This is a genomic window from Vibrio sp. 10N.261.46.A3, from assembly GCF_041472995.1.
Classification (GTDB): Bacteria; Pseudomonadota; Gammaproteobacteria; order Enterobacterales; family Vibrionaceae; genus Vibrio; species Vibrio coralliirubri.
Genome location: NZ_JBFRRH010000008.1, coordinates 1 through 20623, shown reverse-complemented (window position 1 = coordinate 20623; position 20623 = coordinate 1). Strand labels below are relative to the sequence as shown.

Genomic DNA, 20623 nt, shown 5'->3' with positions numbered 1-20623 from the left:
CCAATTAACGGTTGCTCCGAGGAAGATATAACATGAAGGTAATGAAAAACCCAGTGACATGGCTAGTCACGTTCGCTCTACAAGGCTGTGTTACGGCACCTGATACGCCGCAACAACCTGAACTGCCCCCAGCAACCTTGGATGAGCCACTGAGCATTCAACCACAAACCTTCATCATGCGTGGTCAGGTAGTGGTTGGCCATGAAAGCCGAACCTTCACTCCTTGCGGCAGCCAACAACAATACTGGTTAGACCTATCTCCAGAGTTAGCGCTAGAAGCACAAGGGCTCTCAACGAGACCTTACCAAGCCTTATATGGCGAGCTGATTGGTCACCTAACCGTGCCGAGCCAAACGGGGTATAACGCAGACTTCACAGCGCGTTTCGTGGTTGACCAAGTGAACATCCTAACCGCAGAGAACCCAGAGCGCTGCGACCAACCACTGCGTTCAACACGAGTATTTGGTAATGAACCCTTCTGGTCAGCAACCTTCGATAAAGACCAGCTGAAATACACTAAGATGGGCGAACAGCCACAAACCCTCGATATTGAATCAAGCCGCACCACATCAAGCAGCCGTGATTACCAATTAGAAGGTAAAGCAGCACAAGGCAAACTCAACCTTACGAAAGAGAGCTGTAGCGACGGCATGAGCGACTCTATCTATGGATGGCATGCCAAGCTTAACCTCAATGAAAATGACAATAATGGTTGTGCGACGGTCTCTAACCAAGATCCAACACTGGATTGGAGCGGACTCTACTTCGCTAGCTCAACGCAAAACTCAGGGTTCTCTATCAACCTTGAACTCAACAATGACCACAGTGCTATCACGACTTATTCATACAGCAATGGAGACCCTTCTATTGTTGAACAAGGCTTCTGGCAGCAACTGAACCAAAATCAGGTACAAGTGGTTATGACTCGCCACCAGCAACAGTATTTGATCTCCGAGCGCATCTTCACACTCGATAATGGCAAGCTAATCGCTGAAAAAGAGAAAGTGGGCAACGTGGTGTATCCGATTGCCAATGGCGGTCTGGTGCTATTCGAAGCTAAGAGTGCGCAAGCGCAAGCAAACACCACCGCTAACGTTGATCTAACCGCAAAGCAGGTGAACTCCAGTGATCAACTTGATCCAAAAGTCGACCAAGCGATCCGCGAATACTTTAAGATCAACAACAGCTCACCTGACGACACTAAATACCGCTGGTTAACCTACGACCTCAACGGCGACGGTAAAGAAGAGCTGTTCGCTCAACTCGATTGGTGTGGTTCTGGTGGCTGTACACTGCTAATTTTCGAAAACCATCAAGATAACTGGCGCTTCAATAGCCGAGTGACACTGGTTAAGGGCGACATACGCTTAGGTAAATCGCAAAACCATGGCTGGCAGGATCTGATATTCAACGTCAGTGGCGGCGGTGCAACGCCGGCGAAACATACACTGTCATACTCTGGTGTCAGCTACCCGCTAAACCCAAGTGTCGCTCCAGTTGCAGATGATGCTGATATCAGCGACGTGGTTTTGTTTGCTGATGGTATCTCACCCGCACAAAGTGGAGTGAAGCTGTAAACATGAGTAACCAACAAGCTTGCCCTGGTTGTGGCTTCACTTACCAATGTATTTGTCACCTGATACCTAGTGTCGAAAGCGAAATCGATCTTGTACTGCTCACTCATGAGAATGAACTGTCGCGCGATACCAATACCGGAAAGCTTCTTCAGCAATCCCTTGAGCAGTGTCAGTCCATTGTATGGCAAAGGAAAACACCACCAGCGGAGCTAATGGCGCTGCTTGACGATGAAACACGACAACCGTTTCTGCTATTCCCTAGTGATCAAAGTATCGAGTGCCAGCAAGCCGTGATGACCCAAACCCAGAGTCGTAAGCCGCTATTCATCATCTTGGATGGCACATGGCAAGAAGCGAAGAAGATGCTTAACAAGAGCTCGTGGTTACAAGCTGTACCACAAGTTCACCTCGACATTACCAGCGAATCTTCATACACCTTGCGCCGCAATCAAGACAGCGGCCACTTGTGTACTTGTGAAGTTGGGATTGAGTTACTCAAATCTTTAGGTGACAGCGAGCCAGCCAAGCTCATTGATGACTACTACCAACAGTATCTAAAAGTGTTCCACGCCGACAAGTGTGGCCACGCCCTCCAATAGACCTAGCAGGTGTACGGGAAGGCAATAAACACATTTCAGGACGGGACAGGTACTGAAAACAAAAAGGGTGAGCCATAAGCTCACCCTTTTTACATCGTACTTTCGTTATTGAGCCAATCAGTGTTTCACGTGAAACGGTCGCTTCATCAAAACAAACGCTGAGGTTGGCCAAAGTAATACCCTTGCAAGTAATCGACGCCCATGTCTTCGGCAATACGACAAACCTGCTCGTTATGAACGAACTCAGCCACCGTCTTAGCATTTAGAATCTGGCACAAGCTCACTAACTGCTGAGCGATCTTGCGTTGCTTTTTATCTTTATCAATATTGCGAATCAAACTGCCATCAAGCTTTATCACCTGTGGTTCCAATTTCAATATCTCATCAATGTTCGAATAGCCCGAACCAAAGTCATCAACAATAATATTCACACCAAGATCGCGGAAGTGGTTACACACCTCAATCAAGCGACCGTAATCCTGAATTTGTTCCGTTTCTAACACCTCCAAGCCAATACGCTGTGGGTGACTAATTTTCTTGATAGCTTGCTCAAGGTGAAGAATGGTTTTCTCATTGCTGAAATCTTGTGGCGCTAAATTAATTGAGAACGAATCGGTTCGCTGACTCATAAAATCGAAGGTGCGCGTTATCATCTGACGACTGAGGCGTGTATAGAGATGGGTTCCTTCAATGATTGGCAAGAACTTACCCGGCGCAATCAACTGACCGTCCTCTTCAATTCGAACTAAACACTCGTAGCTCTCTACCTGATGACTGTGTGCTGAAACTATGGGCTGAGAGCACGCCACAATATTCTGATTAAGCACAGCACGGCTCACGCACGACAGCCAACCAAGTTGCTCTTGGCGATGCTTCTCTAATTGAATGAGTGCCTTGGCACTCACTAGGTGTTTGTTTTGGCTGACAGCGCTGCGCCGCGCATCAATCGCCTTCAACAATAAGTCATCAATAGAGGTAGTCGGGAAATCTCGACGGCTGGCAATACCCGCACAGATAGACACCGACAAGTAATCAATATCGGGTAAACCGGTAGGCTCAAAATTCACATGCTCGGTTTGATCAGCAAATTCCGAGAATCGCTGATGAATATGTTCTTGGCTCGCCCAACTATCAAACACCACCGCCCACTCACCAATACCGATACTGTAGAGCTGACAACCCTCATCAAAGAACTGCCACAGCGCCTTTTGAAAGTACTCACTCAAATCATGCAGAAGCTTGTCACCCACTCGATAGCCGTACTTCTCATTGATCTGACCAAAGGTCGTGACCTTCAAAGCTAACAAGTGGCTATCACTGCTCATTTTCGACAGCTTCTCACGCAACACACTGCGATTAGGTAAACCTGTACGGTGATCAATTCGATAGCTTGCCGTCAATGCGGTGGCTTGCTGCTGAATCTTACTCGCCATGCTGTTGTTCATATCATCGACATCAAGCAGTGCATTTCGGATCAATGAAAACAGAGGGGATATGTTGGTCGCGGGTTGTGTCTCTAATGGCAATACCGCCTTACCCTCGCCTTCTCTAAGCGCAAGGTAAGTGAGGCTATGGTGCAAGATTCGCTGTTGGCTATTCTCTTGATAAAGTTCTCCCATGCAGTAAACGCCATAGCTGTCGGCCAATTTTTGGAAAACCTCAACCTCTTGGTTACCATCGATAAAGTCGATACGAGAGGTGCAGTTGTAAATGAAGAACTGTTCTGGTCTATGAGAAGCGATCTGTTGCACGCCCAGTCGTATCTGCTCTAAGGTCAGTGATGGATGGTCATAACAAAACCGGACCTCATCGCCCACTTGGAACTGGCCGCTGAACTCTATCTCTCCACTTTCCGTCACCTTGAGCGGTAAGTGAATGTTTTGCTCTTTCGGGTCACCGACCATCAAGGGAAAATTATGCAGTTGCTCAAAAGGCACTTCGAGGCCATCAGCGAGGTAACGATTATAGAGTTCACGAACAGGCATCCCATCCAGTTCCAACAACCGGTTATCTTGAGCACCGGTCACTCGAAAAGTTCGACCAATCGGATTCCATTCAGTGTAATAACCCTTAGCGATGGAGAGCTCGACACTGTGCAGCGCCAACATCACATAGGCATTTTCATAGCAAATGCCGTCTAACATCACCCAACGTCCATTATCTGTGATGGTCGATGCTCCGCCACAGATCGATAATGAATACCTCGACTGTTCAAACGATGAAAATAGATCTCGGTTATTTATCTGCAAGCGATCTGCGAAACAGATGATGCTTTGAGTATTATCATTGCACTCAAGCTGTTGCCACATAGCGTGACTATCAAGCAATGGTTGTTCGCTATATTCAACAACACCACAGGAGTATGACGTCGCGTCAAAGCGGGTAACAATCAGATAAAGACCTTGGTGCAGGATGACACCTTGGCTGATGTAGTGGTTAGCACTGCAACCAATCAGTTTGGCATTGGGAAAAGTTGATTGAATCACTTGGCAGGCAGCCAAAACAGAACCTTTCTCGAAAGACGAAAACACCTGAATCAGTAGGCTTTCATGTTGGTGAAAATCTATCTTTTCCAATTCACGTTGGGTTTGCTCAATGTCTTGTATCAGGAGAGAAGTCGACTGCATATTCACATTAATCGTTACGTTAATGATTTGTTATTGTGCTTATTATAGATAAGGCTTGCACGGAATACTTACGATCGTGTTATGAATAATGTGACCTTAGTTAGACATCATTCATTCCACCAAAAAGCAGTCATTAATGGCGGCGCAGTACTTTTATCGTCAGTAGTTACACAATGCTAGAAGCTTTAACTGCTAAAACAGTCGCTTAGGCTCACCAAAGTAGTACCCCTGCAGATAATCGACACCCATTTGCTCTGCTATCTCACAAACCTGTTGGTTATGGACAAATTCAGCGACCGTTTTGGCATTGAACACTTGGCACAAACGGACCAACTGAGAGGCGATGTTTCTTTGTTTTTGGTCTTTGTCGATATTACGAATCAAGCTACCGTCGAGCTTAATGATCTGCGGCTCTAGCTTGATGATTTCATCGATGTTGGAGTAACCAGAGCCAAAATCATCAACAATAATTCTCGCCCCCAGAGCACGGAAGTGATCACACACCTCAATCATGCGGCCATAATCTTTAATCTGTTCTGATTCTAAAACCTCTAAACCAAGTCGAGTAGGATCGTTCATACCACTGATCGCAGATTCAAGCACCTCAAGCGTCTTGTCGCTCAACAAATCTTGTGGGGATAGATTGATAGAAAATGAGCTCTGCTTATCCGCCATATAGCCAATAGTGCTCTTAATCATGTGTCGACTAAGGCGCGTGTAAAGATGGGTGTCAGCAATGATAGGTAAGAACTTTCCTGGAGGCACAATGGTACCGTCCGACTCCATGATTCTGACCAAACACTCTTGGCCAATCATTTCGTGCGTACCCGATTCCACAATCGGCTGTGAGTAGGTGATGATGTTCTGATCTAAAATCGCACGACTCACACAGCTCAACCAACCAAGTTGCTCTTTGCGGTCCTCTTCGCTCACCTGAATGTCTTTGGCATTGGTGATGTGGGTATTGTTACGTACTCCATAGCGTCGAGCTTCGATCGCTTTCAATAAGATCTCGTCACCACTGTCGGTTAAGAAGTCACAACGACTAGCAAAGCCGCCACACAGAGAAACTGACAAGTAATCAATATCAGCCAAACCATACGGCTCAAAATTTATGTGTTCGATGTCATCGGCGAACTCAACGAACCCTTCTTTTATTTTCGTACTACCAACACTGGCATTAAAAATAATCGCCCACTCTCCGACACCAATACTGAACAGCTCAACCTTCACGCGAGGCTCTTTCACGACACGAAGCTGCAATCGTTCGATAAAGTGATTAGACAGATCAAGCAGTAACTGATCACCCACCTGATAGCCGTACTTTTCGTTAACTTGATGGAAATTCGTGAGCTTTAACGTGAGTAAGTGTTCACTAAATAGAATCGTATTGAGGCGTTCTTTTAATACGATACGATTCGGCAAACCAGTACGCGAGTCAATGCGATAGCTTTCGGTTAAGCGACGCGCTTGTTGATGGAGTTTCTTTTCCATCTGAGTATTCATACTGTCGAGATCTGCGACTGCATTTCTGACAAGGTTAAGCAATGGCGAGACGGTTGAGCCACACTGAAAGTCTTCACAATGAAACTCTTTAATCTCGTCAGACTCGCGCATAGCGATATAAGTCAGGCTGTGGTGCAGTATCTCTTGGCGGTCTTCATTACGGTATAGCTCCCCCATGCAGTAGGCACCACATGTATTCACTATCCCTTCAAATGGCTTGAGCTCAAGTTTACTGTCGATAAATTCAAGTCGAGATACGCAGTTATAAATGATCACCGATTCAGGCTGATGCATGGCTAGCATCTCGGCCCCGTGGCGTACCTTTTCTGCAGTGAGAGATGGGTGGTTATAACAAAACTGCGCCTCTTCACCGACATGCCAAGGGCTATCAAACTCGATACTGCCATCATCATTAATACGTAGCGGCGTCGAGATACCCTTCTTTCTGCCAAGTTCTCGATAAAGCGGAAAGCTCATCAGCTGGCTAAAAGGAAGGTCTTTGCCATCCGCAAGGTAATGTTTGAATACTTCGATAGCCGGCTTGTCGTTCAACGCGTATAAGCGATTTCCAACTGCGTGGGTTACTCGTAGCTTCATACCAATCGGGTTCCACTCAGAGTACGCATCCGACCAAACCTTCAATCTTGGGTTAGTCAGAGCCACCGCAACACAGGCGTGCTGGTAGGTTTGCTCGTTATGCATAACCCAACGGCCAAACTCATTCTCATGACACAGTCCACCAGCAATCGGCAAGGCGTAAGGCAAATTTTCAAAAGCGCTATAGATAGGATAATCACGCCCTTCAACTTGATCGCACAAACTGATGACCGTTTTGGTGTCTTCTGTAAGGCGCAATTGAAAAGCTAAGTCTTGGCTGTCTTGATTTGGATTGCCGGAAAAAGGCTGGACCGCAGAAGTTAGATGGGTTTCGTTGAACTCACTGATGATAACTAAGGTGCATGCACTTTCAAGACAATTATCACAGATAACATGACGAGCACTCTGACCAATTAGCGTCGCATTGTTTAAACGATTGAGGGCAACACCCGCGATTTGACGAGCCAGATCTGAAGATTGTGCTGAGAAAATTTGAATAAGGTACTGTTTGCTGTCACACCATTCTCGCTGATCAAATTGAGCTCTAAATAACGCCTCAGTATTTGCGAGAAATGTAAATGTTTGCATGCCAACCCTTGTTCAAAATCGAGTGAAGTAACAACCCGCAACCACTGCTATGACTGAAATGAATCGATAAAAAGTAGTCGCCAATTATCCTAGCCTAATCAGGCTTTTATAGGCGACTAATGTAACAATTCACTATCATAAATGCGACACAATAAGCTTACCGAGCCATTAAATTAGTCGCATAAGATCGCTAAGTTGGTCTATTTCAACATCAGGGAGCACGCTCGCCTTCGGGGAGCGGTATAAATTGGAACCAGTGTCATTAAACCAGCACGCTTGGAAGCCATTTTGCTTGGCTCCATAGACATCCGTTTTGAGGTGATCGCCAACATGAAGAATATTCTCAGCGTCGCAATCTAGGTGTTGCTGAGCTTTTTCAAACATATCTGGATAGGGTTTTGCTCTACCATCAGGGCCGGCTTTAAGGATTAATTGAAAATACTGCCCTAAGCCAATTTTGTGTGGGTCGACATTACCATTGGTAATCGCAACCAGAGGAATACGCTGGCTAAGCTCAGACATCACTCGATGCGTTTCTTGAGGGACATCGACTTGATTACGCAACCACAAGGCATGCTCAATGCCCTCTCGAGCCGCTTGTTCTGCTTGCTGCAGAGAGTAACCCAGTTGCAGCAAACCGCTTTTAATCTGAGTTTCACGCCATACGGTGACATCATGCTTTAAAGCTGGGTTTTCAGAGGCGACTTGCTGCTTAATGCCCTGCCACTCTTCGAGCGATAAAGAAGCCGACACTGGGTGCTTTTGATACAGCCACTGTGCCATCTCTTTCTCAACCTTCATGATCACAGGCCAGTTGTCATACAGGGTGTCATCCAAGTCAAAGGTCATGGCTTTGATGGGCTTTAACCCTCGATAAATTCGCATAGTAAACCCTTTAATCTAATCTTTATTCTTCTTACGAGCTCTCGGGTGAGCCTGATCATAAGCTTGTGCTAAGTGTTGGAAATCTAAGTGGGTATACACTTGGGTCGTCGAGATGTTTTCATGGCCAAGCAACTCTTGAACAGCACGAAGGTTTTGACTCGACTCCAGCACATGCGTTGCAAAGGAGTGACGCAGTTTATGCGGGCTGATGTGGCTTGCGACAGATTGCTTCTTGCCCCACTCTTCCATGCGCTTTTGCACGCTACGGTGAGAGATACGAGTCCCGAGCTTAGAGACAAACAGCGCGCTTTCACCCGGTGAAGCCAATTCACCACGAACTTTGAGCCATTTATCGACCCACTCTTTAGCTAAACCAGAAAAAGGCGCTTTGCGTTCTTTGTCGCCTTTACCAATCACTCGGATTTCGCCTTGTCGACCCAACACATCTTTGAGATTGATACCGACCAGTTCTGCCAGTCGTAATCCAGCACCATACATCACCTCCATCATCGCTCGATCACGAATCGACAATGGATCGTCCTCATTCACATCAAGCAGTTGACCCACTTCATCAACATCGAGGTTTTTAGGCAAAGGGCGTTGTTTGCGAGGTGCAGAGACACCTTTAGCTGGATTGGCGGTCATTTCGCCACGCAACACAAGGAAATCAAAGAAGCTGCGCAATGACGATAAGCGAGTCGCGATGCTGCTCGCTTTCATTCCCTCACGCATGCCTTTGCTGGCTAGTTGTCTGACCCACGCCGCATCGACTTGACCCCAGTCTTTAAGTCCGAGCGTGACTAAATGACCGGCCATGGTTTCAAGTTGTTGTTTGTAATTACGTTGGGTGTGTAGGCTGAGTCCCTTCTCGCTTCTGAGATATTCATAGAAGCGAGAAAGTGGCTTTTGAAGGCTGTTAGGAAGAGGTATTTTGGGCTCTAGGCTCATTATTTATCTGCCAAGGTAAGGTGTCCGCCAAATGAGCGACAACAAGTGCTAAATGGCGTAAAAAGAGCGTATCCATATGGGGTTGGAAATGTCCGCCATCTTCACTAGAAAAGGCGAGCAAACCCAATGGAGACTGCTTAGCAAGCGGTAGTACTACATAAGAGCCTAGCTCTGGAACTGGATAATCACCAAACAAATCGTGTCTGTCGGCTTTTCTCAAGCGCCCAAGATAAGCATCTTTGCCATTGAAATGGTTAAGCGAAAACTTAGAGTAACCCTCAGCACTCAACTGATAAAAGCCAGATTGCGAAAGAATTCGAACATGAGCCTTAAGCCCAAGATCTAACGCTTTTTGTTCAACGGCTTTTATCACCTGCATGAAGTCACTGCATTTCAGCACTTGCGCTTGCAGATCCATAAACTCATAGAAGGTTTTATCGTTATTTGCTGCCAACGACATCAAGCCAGTGATCTCTTCTTCAAGCTCTTCGATTCGATGACGCTGGCGTTTAAGCTGAACCTCAACCAGAGAAACAGCGCCCTGCTCAACGTTATTGATAGCAAGGCGATCAACCAAATCTTTTCGGTCTTGGAAAAAATCTGGGTTATCACGTAAATATTCCGCAACCACTTCCGCGGTGAGTGCGTCGGCTTCAACGTAAGACAAAACCTATCCTTTATTTTTATGAATCTATTTGTTTTGGGTCGTTATTAGCAAGAAAGTTGACCATCAAACACATGCGTTGCAGGGCCGGTCATAAACAGAGGTTTACCCGGGCCTTGCCAGCTAATGTGTAAGTCACCGCCTGGTAGACGAACCTTCACATTCTCAGCCAGTAAGCCTTGAGTGATACCCACTGCAACTGCGCCACACGCTCCGCTGCCACATGCCTGAGTTTCACCCGCACCGCGCTCATAAACACGCAAACGAACTTCTTCACGGTTAACGACCTGCATAAAGCCAGCATTAACACGCTCAGGGAAACGTTCATGTGATTCAAGCAGCGGGCCTAAGGTGTCCACATCAGCCGTGTCGACATCATCAACCACAGTAACCACGTGTGGGTTACCCATGCTTACGGCACCGCAGAACAAGGTGTGTACATCCGTTCTCAGGATATACGTCTTCTCTGGCTGCTTTGCCTTGAACGGAATTTTGCCGGGTTCGAACTCAGGAATGCCCATGTTCACGGTGATCAAGTCATTCTCTTCAATCTTGAGAACCATTTTACCTTTCTTGGTGCTGACGTTGATGCTGTATTTATTCGTTAAGCCTTTCATGCGAACGAATCGTGCAAAACAACGTGCACCATTGCCACACTGCTCCACTTCACTGCCATCCGCATTGAATATGCGGTAATGGAAATCAGTTTCTGGATCATAGGGAGCCTCAACCACAAGTAGCTGATCAAAGCCCACGCCAGTGTGACGATCCGCCAAACGACGGATCAAATCTGGAGAAAAGAAAATATTTTGAGTAATGCAGTCCACGACCATGAAATCATTGCCCAAACCATGCATTTTAGAAAAGTGGAAGTGCATAACGCTTAAAATTACTCCGGAAGAATGTTTTCAAGTTCCCACAGACTCGTAAGCTCTTCACGCTGACGAACCAAGTGAGTTTTATCGCCATCCACCATCACTTCAGCCGCACGCGAACGAGTGTTGTAGTTAGATGACATCGCGAAGCCATAAGCACCCGCTGAACGAACTGCTAGCAGATCACCTTCTTCAAGAACAAGGTCACGATCTTTACCTAGGAAATCGCCTGTCTCACAGATTGGGCCAACCAAATCGTAAGTCACAGCTTCACCCTGACGAGGGCTAACAGGAACAATATCCTGCCAAGCTTGATAAAGTGCTGGGCGCATTAGGTCGTTCATTGCTGCATCGATGATGGCAAAGTTCTTGTGCTCTGTTGGCTTGAGGAACTCGACTTTCGTTAATAATACACCAGCGTTAGCAGCAATCGCTCTTCCAGGCTCGAAAATCAGCTCTAGATCAGAATGATTGTCTAGGCGAGCCAATAAGGCTTTCGCGTAGTCAGAAGGCTGTGGTGGTAATTCATCACGATAAACCACACCCAAGCCGCCACCAACATCAAGGTGTTTGATGTTGATACCATTAGCACGTAGCTGGTCGATCAGCGCAAGTAGGCGATCGGTTGCATCGATGAAAGGTTCGATATCCGTTAGTTGAGAACCAATGTGGCAATCAATACCATGGATAGACAAGTTATCGAGTGTTTTTGCAAACTCATAAACGGCAGGAGCGCGGTCGAAAGCAATACCAAACTTGTTATCACGCAGACCAGTAGAGATATAAGGGTGAGTGTTGGCATCAACGTCTGGGTTGATACGCAGTGAAATCGGCGCTTTAACACCAAGCTCACCAGCCACTTTATTCAGTCGCTCTAGTTCTGGCTCAGACTCTACGTTGAAACACTTAATGTTCAACTCAAGCGCACGCTTCATTTCAGCGGCTGTTTTACCGACACCAGAGAATACAACTTTTGCTGGGTCGCCACCGGCAGCAACCACACGCTCTAGCTCACCGCCAGAAACGATATCGAAACCAGAGCCCAAGCGAGCCAAAGTATTCAACACGCCAAGGTTCGAGTTAGCTTTAACGGCATAACACACCAAGTGCGGATGCTCACCAACCGATGAGTCAAACGCATTCCAGTGGCGTTCTAATGTTGCACGAGAATATACATACAGCGGTGTACCATATTGCTCTGCTAGTTGTGAAAGTGCGACGTCCTCAGCCCAAAGCTGGCCATCTTCCTGATAGTTGAAGTAATCCAAAGTTCTTATCCCTTATAAATAACGATTTCTGCGTGTTTTCACTTATTGTGATTGTTCGGTTTGCTGAACTTCATCAGGATCGTACAAAGGACCCGTTTGACCACAACCAGAAAGTCCAATAACGGACAGCATAAATAGAGCAGTAATTAATTTTTTCATTTTGCATATCGTGATTATTAACTCAATGCCCCCTATAATCGCACCACACTCAGGAAAAGCAATAGGATAGAAAGGATGAACGAGACTGAATTTCATCAGCTGGTCGATATACAGATGCAAAACATCGAAGAAGCTATCGATGAATCAGAGGCAGATATTGATTACGAAGTGACTGGTAACGTGATGACGCTGGAGTTTGAGAACCGCAGCCAAATCATCATTAACCGCCAAGAACCAATGAAAGAAATCTGGTTAGCGTCTAAATCTGGTGGCTTTCACTTCAAACTAGTTGACGACAAGTGGACATGTTCAAAGACGGGCATGGAGCTGTTTGAGATGGTTAAAGAAGAATGCGTGAAGCACGCAGGTGAAGCGATCGATTGGGTCTAATCATTTGTAAGCAAAACTAAAAAGGAGTGAATCAATCACTCCTTTTTTAATATCAATCAGTCTTAGTAAGACTAGATGTTAACTATCTTTGAGCTCCGAGAAGCTAAAGTTGCATCATTACGATAAGGCACAACGTAAGAATTGCCCTCTTCAGGATGAACGATTTGGTAGTACTGAGGTAAATTAAAGTTAATCAACTTAGACGACATCTTCGACTCATCTTTTACCGACGTGTAGAAAGAATTCACGCTCGCGATCATCTCATCTTTTTCACCGCTGTATTGGTGATACACCTCAACTTGATTCGATTCGTCCAATACATAAATATTGAAGCCCTTGTCGGTATCTTCGAAGAAGAACTGAATCAAGCCCTCACTCGCAAAACCATCCACCACTTCTGGCAGCTGATACTCTTGCTCTTTATCGAGCATCAGTAAAGGTGAGCCCTTCAGCTTGTTGGTTGAGATGCTACGGTAGAAATCGACCGAGTTTTCCAACATCTGCACCGACACACCACGACGTTCGAAGAATAGGCCAAACATCTTATTCGCTAAACGAATCGCCTTAAAACGGCGGCGCTTCTCGGGTTCAATCGGTTTCAATCGCAAGTCGATACACTCAGCAAGCAGTTGATACACCATGTTACGCATCACACCACGCAGGTTTTTGCTGTAACAGAACACATCAACCGACTCTGGCGGCAGCGCATCTTGGTGCATTTTGCCAAGTACCGTCTTCAGCGCATCCAGCATTGCCGTATCACCTTGGAAGTGCAGCGTACGTACTTCATGCCAAGAGTTACGATAAACCAAGTCAACACTGCCGACTAAGCTCTTACCTTCTTCACCAAAGCTGAATATATCGGCGTTCTTAAGATCCACTTTTAATGCACGACCACTTAATTCAGACGTCGGGTCATTTTCAAAATTGATGAACATCGCCAGTTGGCTTATCTCACACGGGCTCGCCAGTGCTTGCATACTCGGGCGACGTTTACGCAAAGAAAACGTATTACGCAGGTCGCTCACCATTTGATAGAACTTATCGATATCAATGTGAGCGTCACGAACCACAGAGTGCAAACGCGTCGACTCGGTAATCAAGCCATTAAAAAACGACCATGCTACCAACTTACTCAAGTACTCATGGTGTTCAAGAGAAGGCTGACCAAGAATGCGGTGTGCAACCAGTGGCTGCTTATACAAGTACCAACCGGCTTTATTCGACTGACCCTGACGAACTTCGATGAAGCTCAAATCTGGTTCGTGCAGGTCCGGAGAGATTTGCGGGTTCAATAGCGTCACTTTACCCGGCAACACCTCAAACGCAGCGTAAAGCTTACGTGCCAAGATGCTGATATCTTGTGGACTGATTGCCGAAGTGATGTCGTTACGACGCGCAAATTGAATCAGATTACGGTAACTCAGCATCAAGGCATCAAGCAGTGCATGGTGCACCACTTTAACCTGCTCAACCTTCCAGTTACGGCGGTTATCGAGCTCAGCAATGGTTTCATGTCCCCAATTCCAAGACTTAGTCATCTCGGTTAAGGCTTCACGACGCCACGCAACAGAGCCAATGCCCGCATCTCGTGACAATTTCTCGTGGGTCTTAAGATAGAAACAGCGTCTCACCAGGTCCAATCGAGTGTGGTCGTTAATGCGTTCTAGATAGCGCGTTACCTTCTCAAGCATCAGATAGTAGCTATCCATGCCATACAGATCCGGTTCATCCGCGAAGAAGCGACGCTTGGTATCAATACTAAGCAGTTGGGTGTTTGGGTATTCCCATGAATAGGCTTCTAACAGGATCGCCTTCAAAACCGATTTATACGGTGAGTCGATACTCTTATAGAGCTGCCACAGGTTTGAACCAAAGTACTCTTCAGCGGGAATGCGATTCAGCTTGCCGAAATCGATCCACTGCGAGCAATCAAGATAGCCATCCTGACACAAGCCTTGAACATACTCGTCGTAACACTCTTCCATTTCTGGCGGAATGATTTGCCACAACAAACGTTGACCAGCCAAACGAACCGCAGAGCGATAGAACTCATCAAGCAGTAATAAATGCTGTGAAGAACCACAGTTATCGCCTGTCATCTCTTCTGAATGATTCGAACGGAAACGCTCTTCATCCATCAAGAAGAAGTTCGCTTCAACCCCTAAGGTTTCAGCCCAATCGGTAATCAAGAGACACTTGTTGGTTAGGCTATCGCGAGATGCGCCATCCATATCCGGGGAAACACACACCCAGATATCAAGATCACTTGAAGTGCTTTGACCAATAGAAGAAGTACTGCCCATGGTGTACAAACCAAGGATTGCAGGTTCATCAGCCTCGGTGAGTTTTCCACCCAGCGTTAATTCGGTATCAGAGACAAATTGCTTTTGGAATTCATTAAGCGTGAAGCTACGAATTCCAAAAGGAACTTGTTGGTCATAATAACCAGGCATCATCGGGTGATTGAAGTGAAGCAGTGCGGGAATAAGGTTGAATACTCGCTGGCCTTGCACATTCATCAACGCCAACGCACGATCAATGCGCTGCTGATTTAGATTGTCTAATCGTTGAATCAAAGTTTGAGTGTAAGCCTGCAAGGTAAGTCCTTGGTTTGAGGTTAAGTGCAGTTCTGTTTAGTTACTGAACGAAAGGAGCAACAAAACGTGATCAATTTAACACTTTTACCCTTAATGGTAAAGCAAAGGAACCCGTCATACTGGTCAATACCTTGATGACAGAAAGTTAAACTCACGGCGCCGTAGTGTCCTCTTTATTGACTATTTCTAATAATAGCCCATGTTTCAAATGAGATACCAATCACACTATTTTGGTGAACTCATGAAAATCTCTCAGCTATCAAAGTATGGAATGATCAAACAGTAAGAATTCTCGCCTCATAATGGTAGGATTAGGCTATTACAGAACCTATATCGGAAACACCATGACAAATTCAGCACCAATCCGTATCGCGACCAGAAAAAGCCCTCTTGCCCTTTGGCAGGCATACTTTGTAAGGGATGCACTGCAAGCTGCTCACCCTGGTTTAGAGGTTGAGTTGGTAACTATGGTGACCAAAGGTGACATCATCCTCGATACTCCGCTTGCTAAAGTGGGTGGTAAAGGGTTGTTCGTTAAAGAACTTGAAGTAGCAATGCTAGAAGGTCGTGCTGACCTAGCCGTTCACTCAATGAAAGATGTACCTGTCGACTTTCCTGAAGGTCTAGGTTTGGTAACGATTTGTGAGCGCGAAGATCCGCGTGACGCTTTCGTATCAAACACTTACAACAACATCGACGAACTCCCACAAGGTGCTGTCGTAGGTACATGTAGCCTGCGTCGCCAATGCCAATTGTTAGAATACCGCCCTGACCTCATCATCAAAGAGCTGCGCGGCAACGTCGGTACTCGTCTAGGTAAACTCGATGATGGTCAATACGATGCGATCGTGCTGGCTGCTGCAGGCCTTAAGCGCCTAGAGCTAGAAGAGCGTATTCGTAGTTTCATCGAGCCAGAACAGTCTCTACCTGCTGTTGGCCAAGGCGCTGTTGGTATTGAGTGCCGTCTAGATGATGAACGTCTAATCAAGCTTCTTGAGCCGCTGAATCATAAAGACACAGCTGATCGCGTACTTTGCGAGCGTGCAATGAACCTTACTCTAGAAGGTGGTTGCCAGGTGCCTATCGGTAGCTATTCACTATTAGATGGCGACAACATCTGGCTACGTGCATTAGTTGGTGAACCGGACGGTTCTAAGATGGTTCGTGGTGAGATCTCTGGCCCTCGTAAAGATGCAGAAGCACTTGGCGTGACTCTGGCAAATCAATTGCTGGATGATGGTGCAAGAGAAATCCTAACCAAGCTCTACGCTGACCAAGAATAATCATGACAGTGTTGGTGACTCGTCCTGGTTCAGAGGGACAATCGCTTTGCCAACAACTAGCGGATGAAGGGATTCAAGCAATCCATCATCCGCTGATTCGTATCGTGGATAATCCCAACTCTGCGGATTTAAGCACCCAGCTTAATAACAGCGATATCATTATTGCAGTCAGTCACCACGCCGTGACTGCTGCCCAAAACATCCTTTCGAAAACCTCGTCCATTTGGCCCACTTCGCCGCTTTATCTTGGCGTTGGTCAAAAAACTGCGCACGTTTTAAGCAAAGCCTGTAAACAAAAAGTAAACTACCCTCAAGTTAGTGATAGTGAACATCTTCTTAAACTTACTGAACTTAATGGCGTAGAAAATAAGTCCATTTTGATACTACGTGGTAATGGTGGGCGTGAGCTCATTCGAGATTCTCTACTCAATCGAGGTGCACAAGTCTCTTATTGTGAGACCTACCGTAGAGAATATATTCCCATTAGCGACCACAATACCTATCAAACATGGATAAACAAAAAAACGTCCAAAGTTGTCATCACTAGTCAGGAACAATTGGAGTATCTCTGCTCAATTACCCCTGATGAGTATTTGGCTTGGCTTTCAACAAGACATCTATTTGTCCCAAGCCAGCGCATTGTAGAACGAGCACAACAACTCGGCTTCTCGAACGTTACCAATACTCACAGTGCTACGAACCAAATATTACTGGCTGCTCTCCGGCCCTAGCTAGAAACAGGAAATAAGCATGACAAGCAAAAAAAATAATGAGCATATTGAACCTGAAAAGAAACAAGATACTCAGCCAGTAGTTGTTGAAAACGAAAAAGCTGACTCTACAGAGACAAAACAGCCTGAACAGAAGCTTGATGCCTCTGCGTCAAATACCGCTAAAAATGAGCAGCCTAAAGCTGAGCATCAAGAGCAAATTGAGAAAGCAGAAAAGCAAGGTAAGCGCGGTGTCAAACTAGGCGCTATTGCGATCGCTATTTCAATTATCTTCAGTGGCGGTATCGCATTTCAAATGCAGCAAAAGAGCGCTGAATACTCGGCTCAAATCGCTGCTCTTCAAGCACAACTGCAAAATACCCAATCTGCAGTAAATAAAGATCTACAAACCATCAAGCAAGAGACTATCCAAGAAGCGTCACACGCGGTGGAGAAAACTCAGGTCGTACAGTCTCAACAGCAGAAGAGCATTCAAAGCCTGCAGTTAGCAGTCGCTGACGTGAAAGGTCGCCGCCCGAATGACTGGTTACTTGCCGAAGCCGATTACCTTGTGAAACTAGCAGGACGTAAACTGTTCCTAGAGCATGATGCCGTTAGTGCAACCAAGTTAATGGAAAGTGCCGATCAACGTATCGCAGCACTGAATGACCCGAGCTTAGTGTCACTGCGTCAATCAATGACCAATGACATTACCAAGCTTCGTACCATTCCTCTGATCGACCGTGACGGCTTAGTTCTGCGTATCACAAGCTTGCAACAGCAAGTCGATACACTGCCGCTTGCCAATGCGATTCTTCCAGAAGCTGCGGCTGTTGAGAAAAAAGCGGTATCGCAAGATCTTAATGATTGGCAGAACAACCTGATGACGTCGATGAAAGACTTCTCAGAAAACTTCATCACATTCCGCAGTCGTGATGGCGAAGTTATCCCTCTACTATCACCAGAACAGCACTTCTACCTGCGTGAAAACATCAAAGGTAAATTAGAAACCGCGATTCGCGCCGTCTACAAAGAGCAAGGTGAACTCTATAGCGCAGCTCTTAATACCGCTAGCGAGTGGTCGAAAGCGTACCTAAATCAAGATAACAACTCAGTGATTGAATTTGAGAAAGCGATTAAACAGTTAAGTGAACAGAATATCTCTGTGAAATACCCTGTAAAGCTTGAGTCTCAAAATGAGTTGTCAGATGTAATACGTGAGCGCCTACGTCGTGAAGTCACCGTTATGACCACGGAGGAAAAATAATGATTCGTTGGATTTTTCTTTTTCTCGTTCTAGGTGCTGGGTTAATTGTTGGAACTCAGTTCTCTGGTCAACAAGGCTACGTTCTGATCTCAATTGCCAATAAGACCATTGAGATGAGCGTAACTACACTGGTTATCTTTGTCATTGCTCTTCTAGCGGCCCTATTCGGCTTAGAGTACCTATTTAAAAAGCTTATGTACGCAAGCTCGACAACTTGGAACTGGTTCAGTGTTCGTAAGCTGAAACGCTCTCGTCGTTATACCAATGAAGGCATTATCAAGCTACTTGAAGGTGACTGGAAAGGCGCTGAGAAGAAAGTAACTCGTTGGGCTAACCATCACGACATGCCTCTACTTTGTTATTTAGTCGCTTCTCAAGCGGCACACGAACAAGGTAATACAAGTGAGCGAGATAAGTACATCGAGCTTGCTAGCCAACAGGACGACTCTCTACTGGCGGTTGAGCTAACAAAAGCTAAACAGCAAATCAGTGAGTCAAACTACGAAGCTGCATTCGATACGCTTTCTACTTTAAAAGGCACATACCCTAATAACACTGCTGTACTTGGCCTGTTAAAAGCCACTTACTTGCAACTGAAGTTATGGCAGCCATTGCTAGAGCTAACGCCTAAATTAGTTAAGAACAAACTTCTAACAGCTGATGAGCAACGTGAATTAGAACAGAAAGCACAATGTGGACTACTTCATGATGTGGCACAACAGCAAGGTAGCGAAGGTTTAATCAGCCATTGGAACAAGCTTTCAAGAAAGCAGAAACAAAGTTCGCATCTTGTATCCTGCTTTGTGAAGCAACTTATCGCGCGTAAAGCTGATTCAGAAGCCTTCACTGTGATCAAAGAGAACATTGCAAAGAGTGGGTCAAATGAACTCTACATGTTGCTTCCAGAGCTGAACCTAGCCGATCACCACCCAGTAGTGATCATGCTAGAACGTGCAATCAGTAAAGACAGTGATAATGCAGAAGCACACAGCGCGCTGGCTCAGTTCTACTTAAGAGAGCAGAAGTGGGCGGAAGCACAAAGCCACTTCGAAAAAGCCCTAGCACTTCGCTCAAATGTTTCAGATTACGGATACCTATCTGACGCACTAGAGAAGCAAAACTTAACGAAAGCAGCTCACGAGGTTTCTCGCAAAGCGCTCGCTCTAGTTCAACCCGCTTAAGTCTAAGCGATTCAAACTAAGCCGATGTCTAGCATCGGCTTTTTTGTATCTGTTACTTATCCATAAATAACTTCTACAATAGCTATAAACCAAACGCCTCAGACCCTTACCCACCCAATGCTAACAAACCAACTAACCATGAAATTGCTCAACTGAGCTTCTCAAACAGACGGAGAACGACTTTAATTGTGTCTGTACGTAGTTTTACCATTCTTATAAACAAGTCCTTATAAGAGGTTCGAGAGGAGTCATAGAGAAAAGTGACACCTAGAAGCTCAAGAGTAAATGGAGATCACCTTGAGAGAAGGCGTTTAAAGATATTTACCCGCAGACAGATACCCACTTAAAGTCACACTGAATTAACAATTAAATAGCCATCAATGTTCCAACTATAAACCGTTATAACCGGGGAGTTCACGTAACTGCCTGTAGATTCATCTATTAAGTAGAAGGGATATAGCAAGAGTTACCGACCAACAAAATCTTGTTATTAAAAACGAGGCATCTTTATCAGCCAGTTCAAAGTAGTAGGAAATAGAGCTCTCGAGACGTTCTGGAAAAGTTAATCATCGAATCAATAGCCGACAAATATCAACTAACGTATTCAAGTGCTGTTAGAAAGAGCAAAGCTTGATAATAAGTGTCGGAATATGAGAGCTCGAGATCAACGAACGGACAACGCTTGTCCAAAACTCGAAGACGAATACTAAATTCAGATACCGGAAACGAAGAAAGCCTAGTCGTCAGGCTAGGCTTTCTAATATGTGCCGGAATAACATAAAGTGCAGGGGCTCGGTGCCTTTACAACACTCATACAACCTATAAGCAAAACACTTTTCTTCAAATGTAAAAAAGCCCTGCTATTTCTAGCAGGGCTTCTCTAATAAGTGGCGGAGTGG

The 20623-nt window shown here is 45.7% G+C and carries 16 protein-coding genes; 7 read left to right on the top strand and 9 right to left on the bottom strand.

The window, feature by feature from the left end:
* The first annotated feature begins 32 nt into the window (after positions 1 to 32).
* A complete protein-coding gene (locus AB4484_RS02680; protein WP_372076289.1) occupies positions 33 to 1577 on the top strand; it encodes a COG3650 family protein in 1545 nt (514 codons plus the stop codon).
* 2 nt (positions 1578 to 1579) lie between these two features.
* Positions 1580 to 2176: a tRNA-uridine aminocarboxypropyltransferase gene (locus AB4484_RS02675; protein ID WP_372076287.1), complete on the top strand. Its 597-nt coding sequence runs from the start codon at positions 1580 to 1582 to the stop codon at positions 2174 to 2176.
* A 146-nt stretch (positions 2177 to 2322) separates the two neighbouring features.
* Here the strand turns inward: AB4484_RS02675 and AB4484_RS02670 are convergent, their stop codons facing one another.
* The 8 genes from AB4484_RS02670 to lptM form a co-directional block, all read right to left on the bottom strand.
* The gene (locus AB4484_RS02670) at positions 2323 to 4803 is read right to left on the bottom strand and encodes an EAL domain-containing protein (protein ID WP_372076285.1); all 2481 of its coding nucleotides are present in this window, start codon (positions 4801 to 4803) and stop codon (positions 2323 to 2325) included.
* Positions 4804 to 4995: 192 nt separating this feature from the next.
* Positions 4996 to 7494, bottom strand: a complete 2499-nt coding sequence (locus tag AB4484_RS02665; RefSeq protein WP_372076283.1) for an EAL domain-containing protein — start codon at positions 7492 to 7494, stop codon at positions 4996 to 4998.
* 168 nt (positions 7495 to 7662) lie between these two features.
* Positions 7663 to 8379 (bottom strand): 5-amino-6-(5-phospho-D-ribitylamino)uracil phosphatase YigB, encoded by a 717-nt coding sequence (yigB, locus tag AB4484_RS02660; protein WP_061040460.1) that lies wholly within the window; start codon positions 8377 to 8379, stop codon positions 7663 to 7665.
* 15 nt (positions 8380 to 8394) lie between these two features.
* On the bottom strand, positions 8395 to 9327 hold the full coding sequence (gene xerC / locus AB4484_RS02655) for a tyrosine recombinase XerC (RefSeq protein ID WP_019825207.1): 933 nt from the start codon (positions 9325 to 9327) through the stop codon (positions 8395 to 8397).
* Positions 9296 to 9994, bottom strand: coding sequence for a DUF484 family protein (locus AB4484_RS02650; RefSeq protein ID WP_017061014.1), 699 nt, complete (start codon positions 9992 to 9994; stop codon positions 9296 to 9298). The genes xerC and AB4484_RS02650 overlap by 32 nt, the downstream gene beginning before the upstream one ends.
* Positions 9995 to 10038: 44 nt before the next feature.
* Positions 10039 to 10869, bottom strand: a complete 831-nt coding sequence (gene dapF, locus AB4484_RS02645) for a diaminopimelate epimerase (RefSeq protein WP_017061013.1) — start codon at positions 10867 to 10869, stop codon at positions 10039 to 10041.
* 11 nt (positions 10870 to 10880) lie between these two features.
* Positions 10881 to 12134, bottom strand: a complete 1254-nt coding sequence (gene lysA / locus AB4484_RS02640) for a diaminopimelate decarboxylase (RefSeq protein ID WP_017061012.1) — start codon at positions 12132 to 12134, stop codon at positions 10881 to 10883.
* A gap of 42 nt (positions 12135 to 12176) precedes the next feature.
* Positions 12177 to 12293, bottom strand: a complete 117-nt coding sequence (gene lptM, locus AB4484_RS26770) for an LPS translocon maturation chaperone LptM (RefSeq protein WP_063524726.1) — start codon at positions 12291 to 12293, stop codon at positions 12177 to 12179.
* Positions 12294 to 12368: 75 nt separating this feature from the next.
* Here lptM and cyaY point away from each other — a divergent pair, with 75 nt between their 5' ends.
* Complete coding sequence (gene cyaY, locus AB4484_RS02630) at positions 12369 to 12683, top strand: iron donor protein CyaY (protein ID WP_017061010.1); 315 nt, start codon at positions 12369 to 12371, stop codon at positions 12681 to 12683.
* 71 nt (positions 12684 to 12754) lie between these two features.
* On the opposite strand, the gene AB4484_RS02625 is transcribed toward cyaY, so the two are convergent.
* Positions 12755 to 15283 carry a class I adenylate cyclase gene (locus AB4484_RS02625; protein WP_017063755.1) on the bottom strand — a complete coding sequence of 843 codons (2529 nt, stop codon included), beginning with the start codon at positions 15281 to 15283 and terminating at the stop codon, positions 12755 to 12757.
* A gap of 344 nt (positions 15284 to 15627) precedes the next feature.
* Here AB4484_RS02625 and hemC point away from each other — a divergent pair, with 344 nt between their 5' ends.
* The 4 genes from hemC to AB4484_RS02605 are packed head-to-tail and all read left to right on the top strand — an operon-like array spanning position 15628 to position 19724.
* Positions 15628 to 16566 carry a hydroxymethylbilane synthase gene (gene hemC / locus AB4484_RS02620; RefSeq protein WP_048610790.1) on the top strand — a complete coding sequence of 313 codons (939 nt, stop codon included), beginning with the start codon at positions 15628 to 15630 and terminating at the stop codon, positions 16564 to 16566.
* A gap of 2 nt (positions 16567 to 16568) precedes the next feature.
* Positions 16569 to 17297: a uroporphyrinogen-III synthase gene (locus AB4484_RS02615; protein ID WP_048613023.1), complete on the top strand. Its 729-nt coding sequence runs from the start codon at positions 16569 to 16571 to the stop codon at positions 17295 to 17297.
* A gap of 19 nt (positions 17298 to 17316) precedes the next feature.
* Positions 17317 to 18543, top strand: coding sequence for a uroporphyrinogen-III C-methyltransferase (locus AB4484_RS02610; protein WP_372076280.1), 1227 nt, complete (start codon positions 17317 to 17319; stop codon positions 18541 to 18543).
* Positions 18543 to 19724, top strand: a complete 1182-nt coding sequence (locus AB4484_RS02605) for a heme biosynthesis protein HemY (RefSeq protein ID WP_372076278.1) — start codon at positions 18543 to 18545, stop codon at positions 19722 to 19724. Before AB4484_RS02610 ends, AB4484_RS02605 begins: the two co-directional genes overlap by 1 nt.
* Positions 19725 to 20623 lie beyond the last annotated feature (899 nt).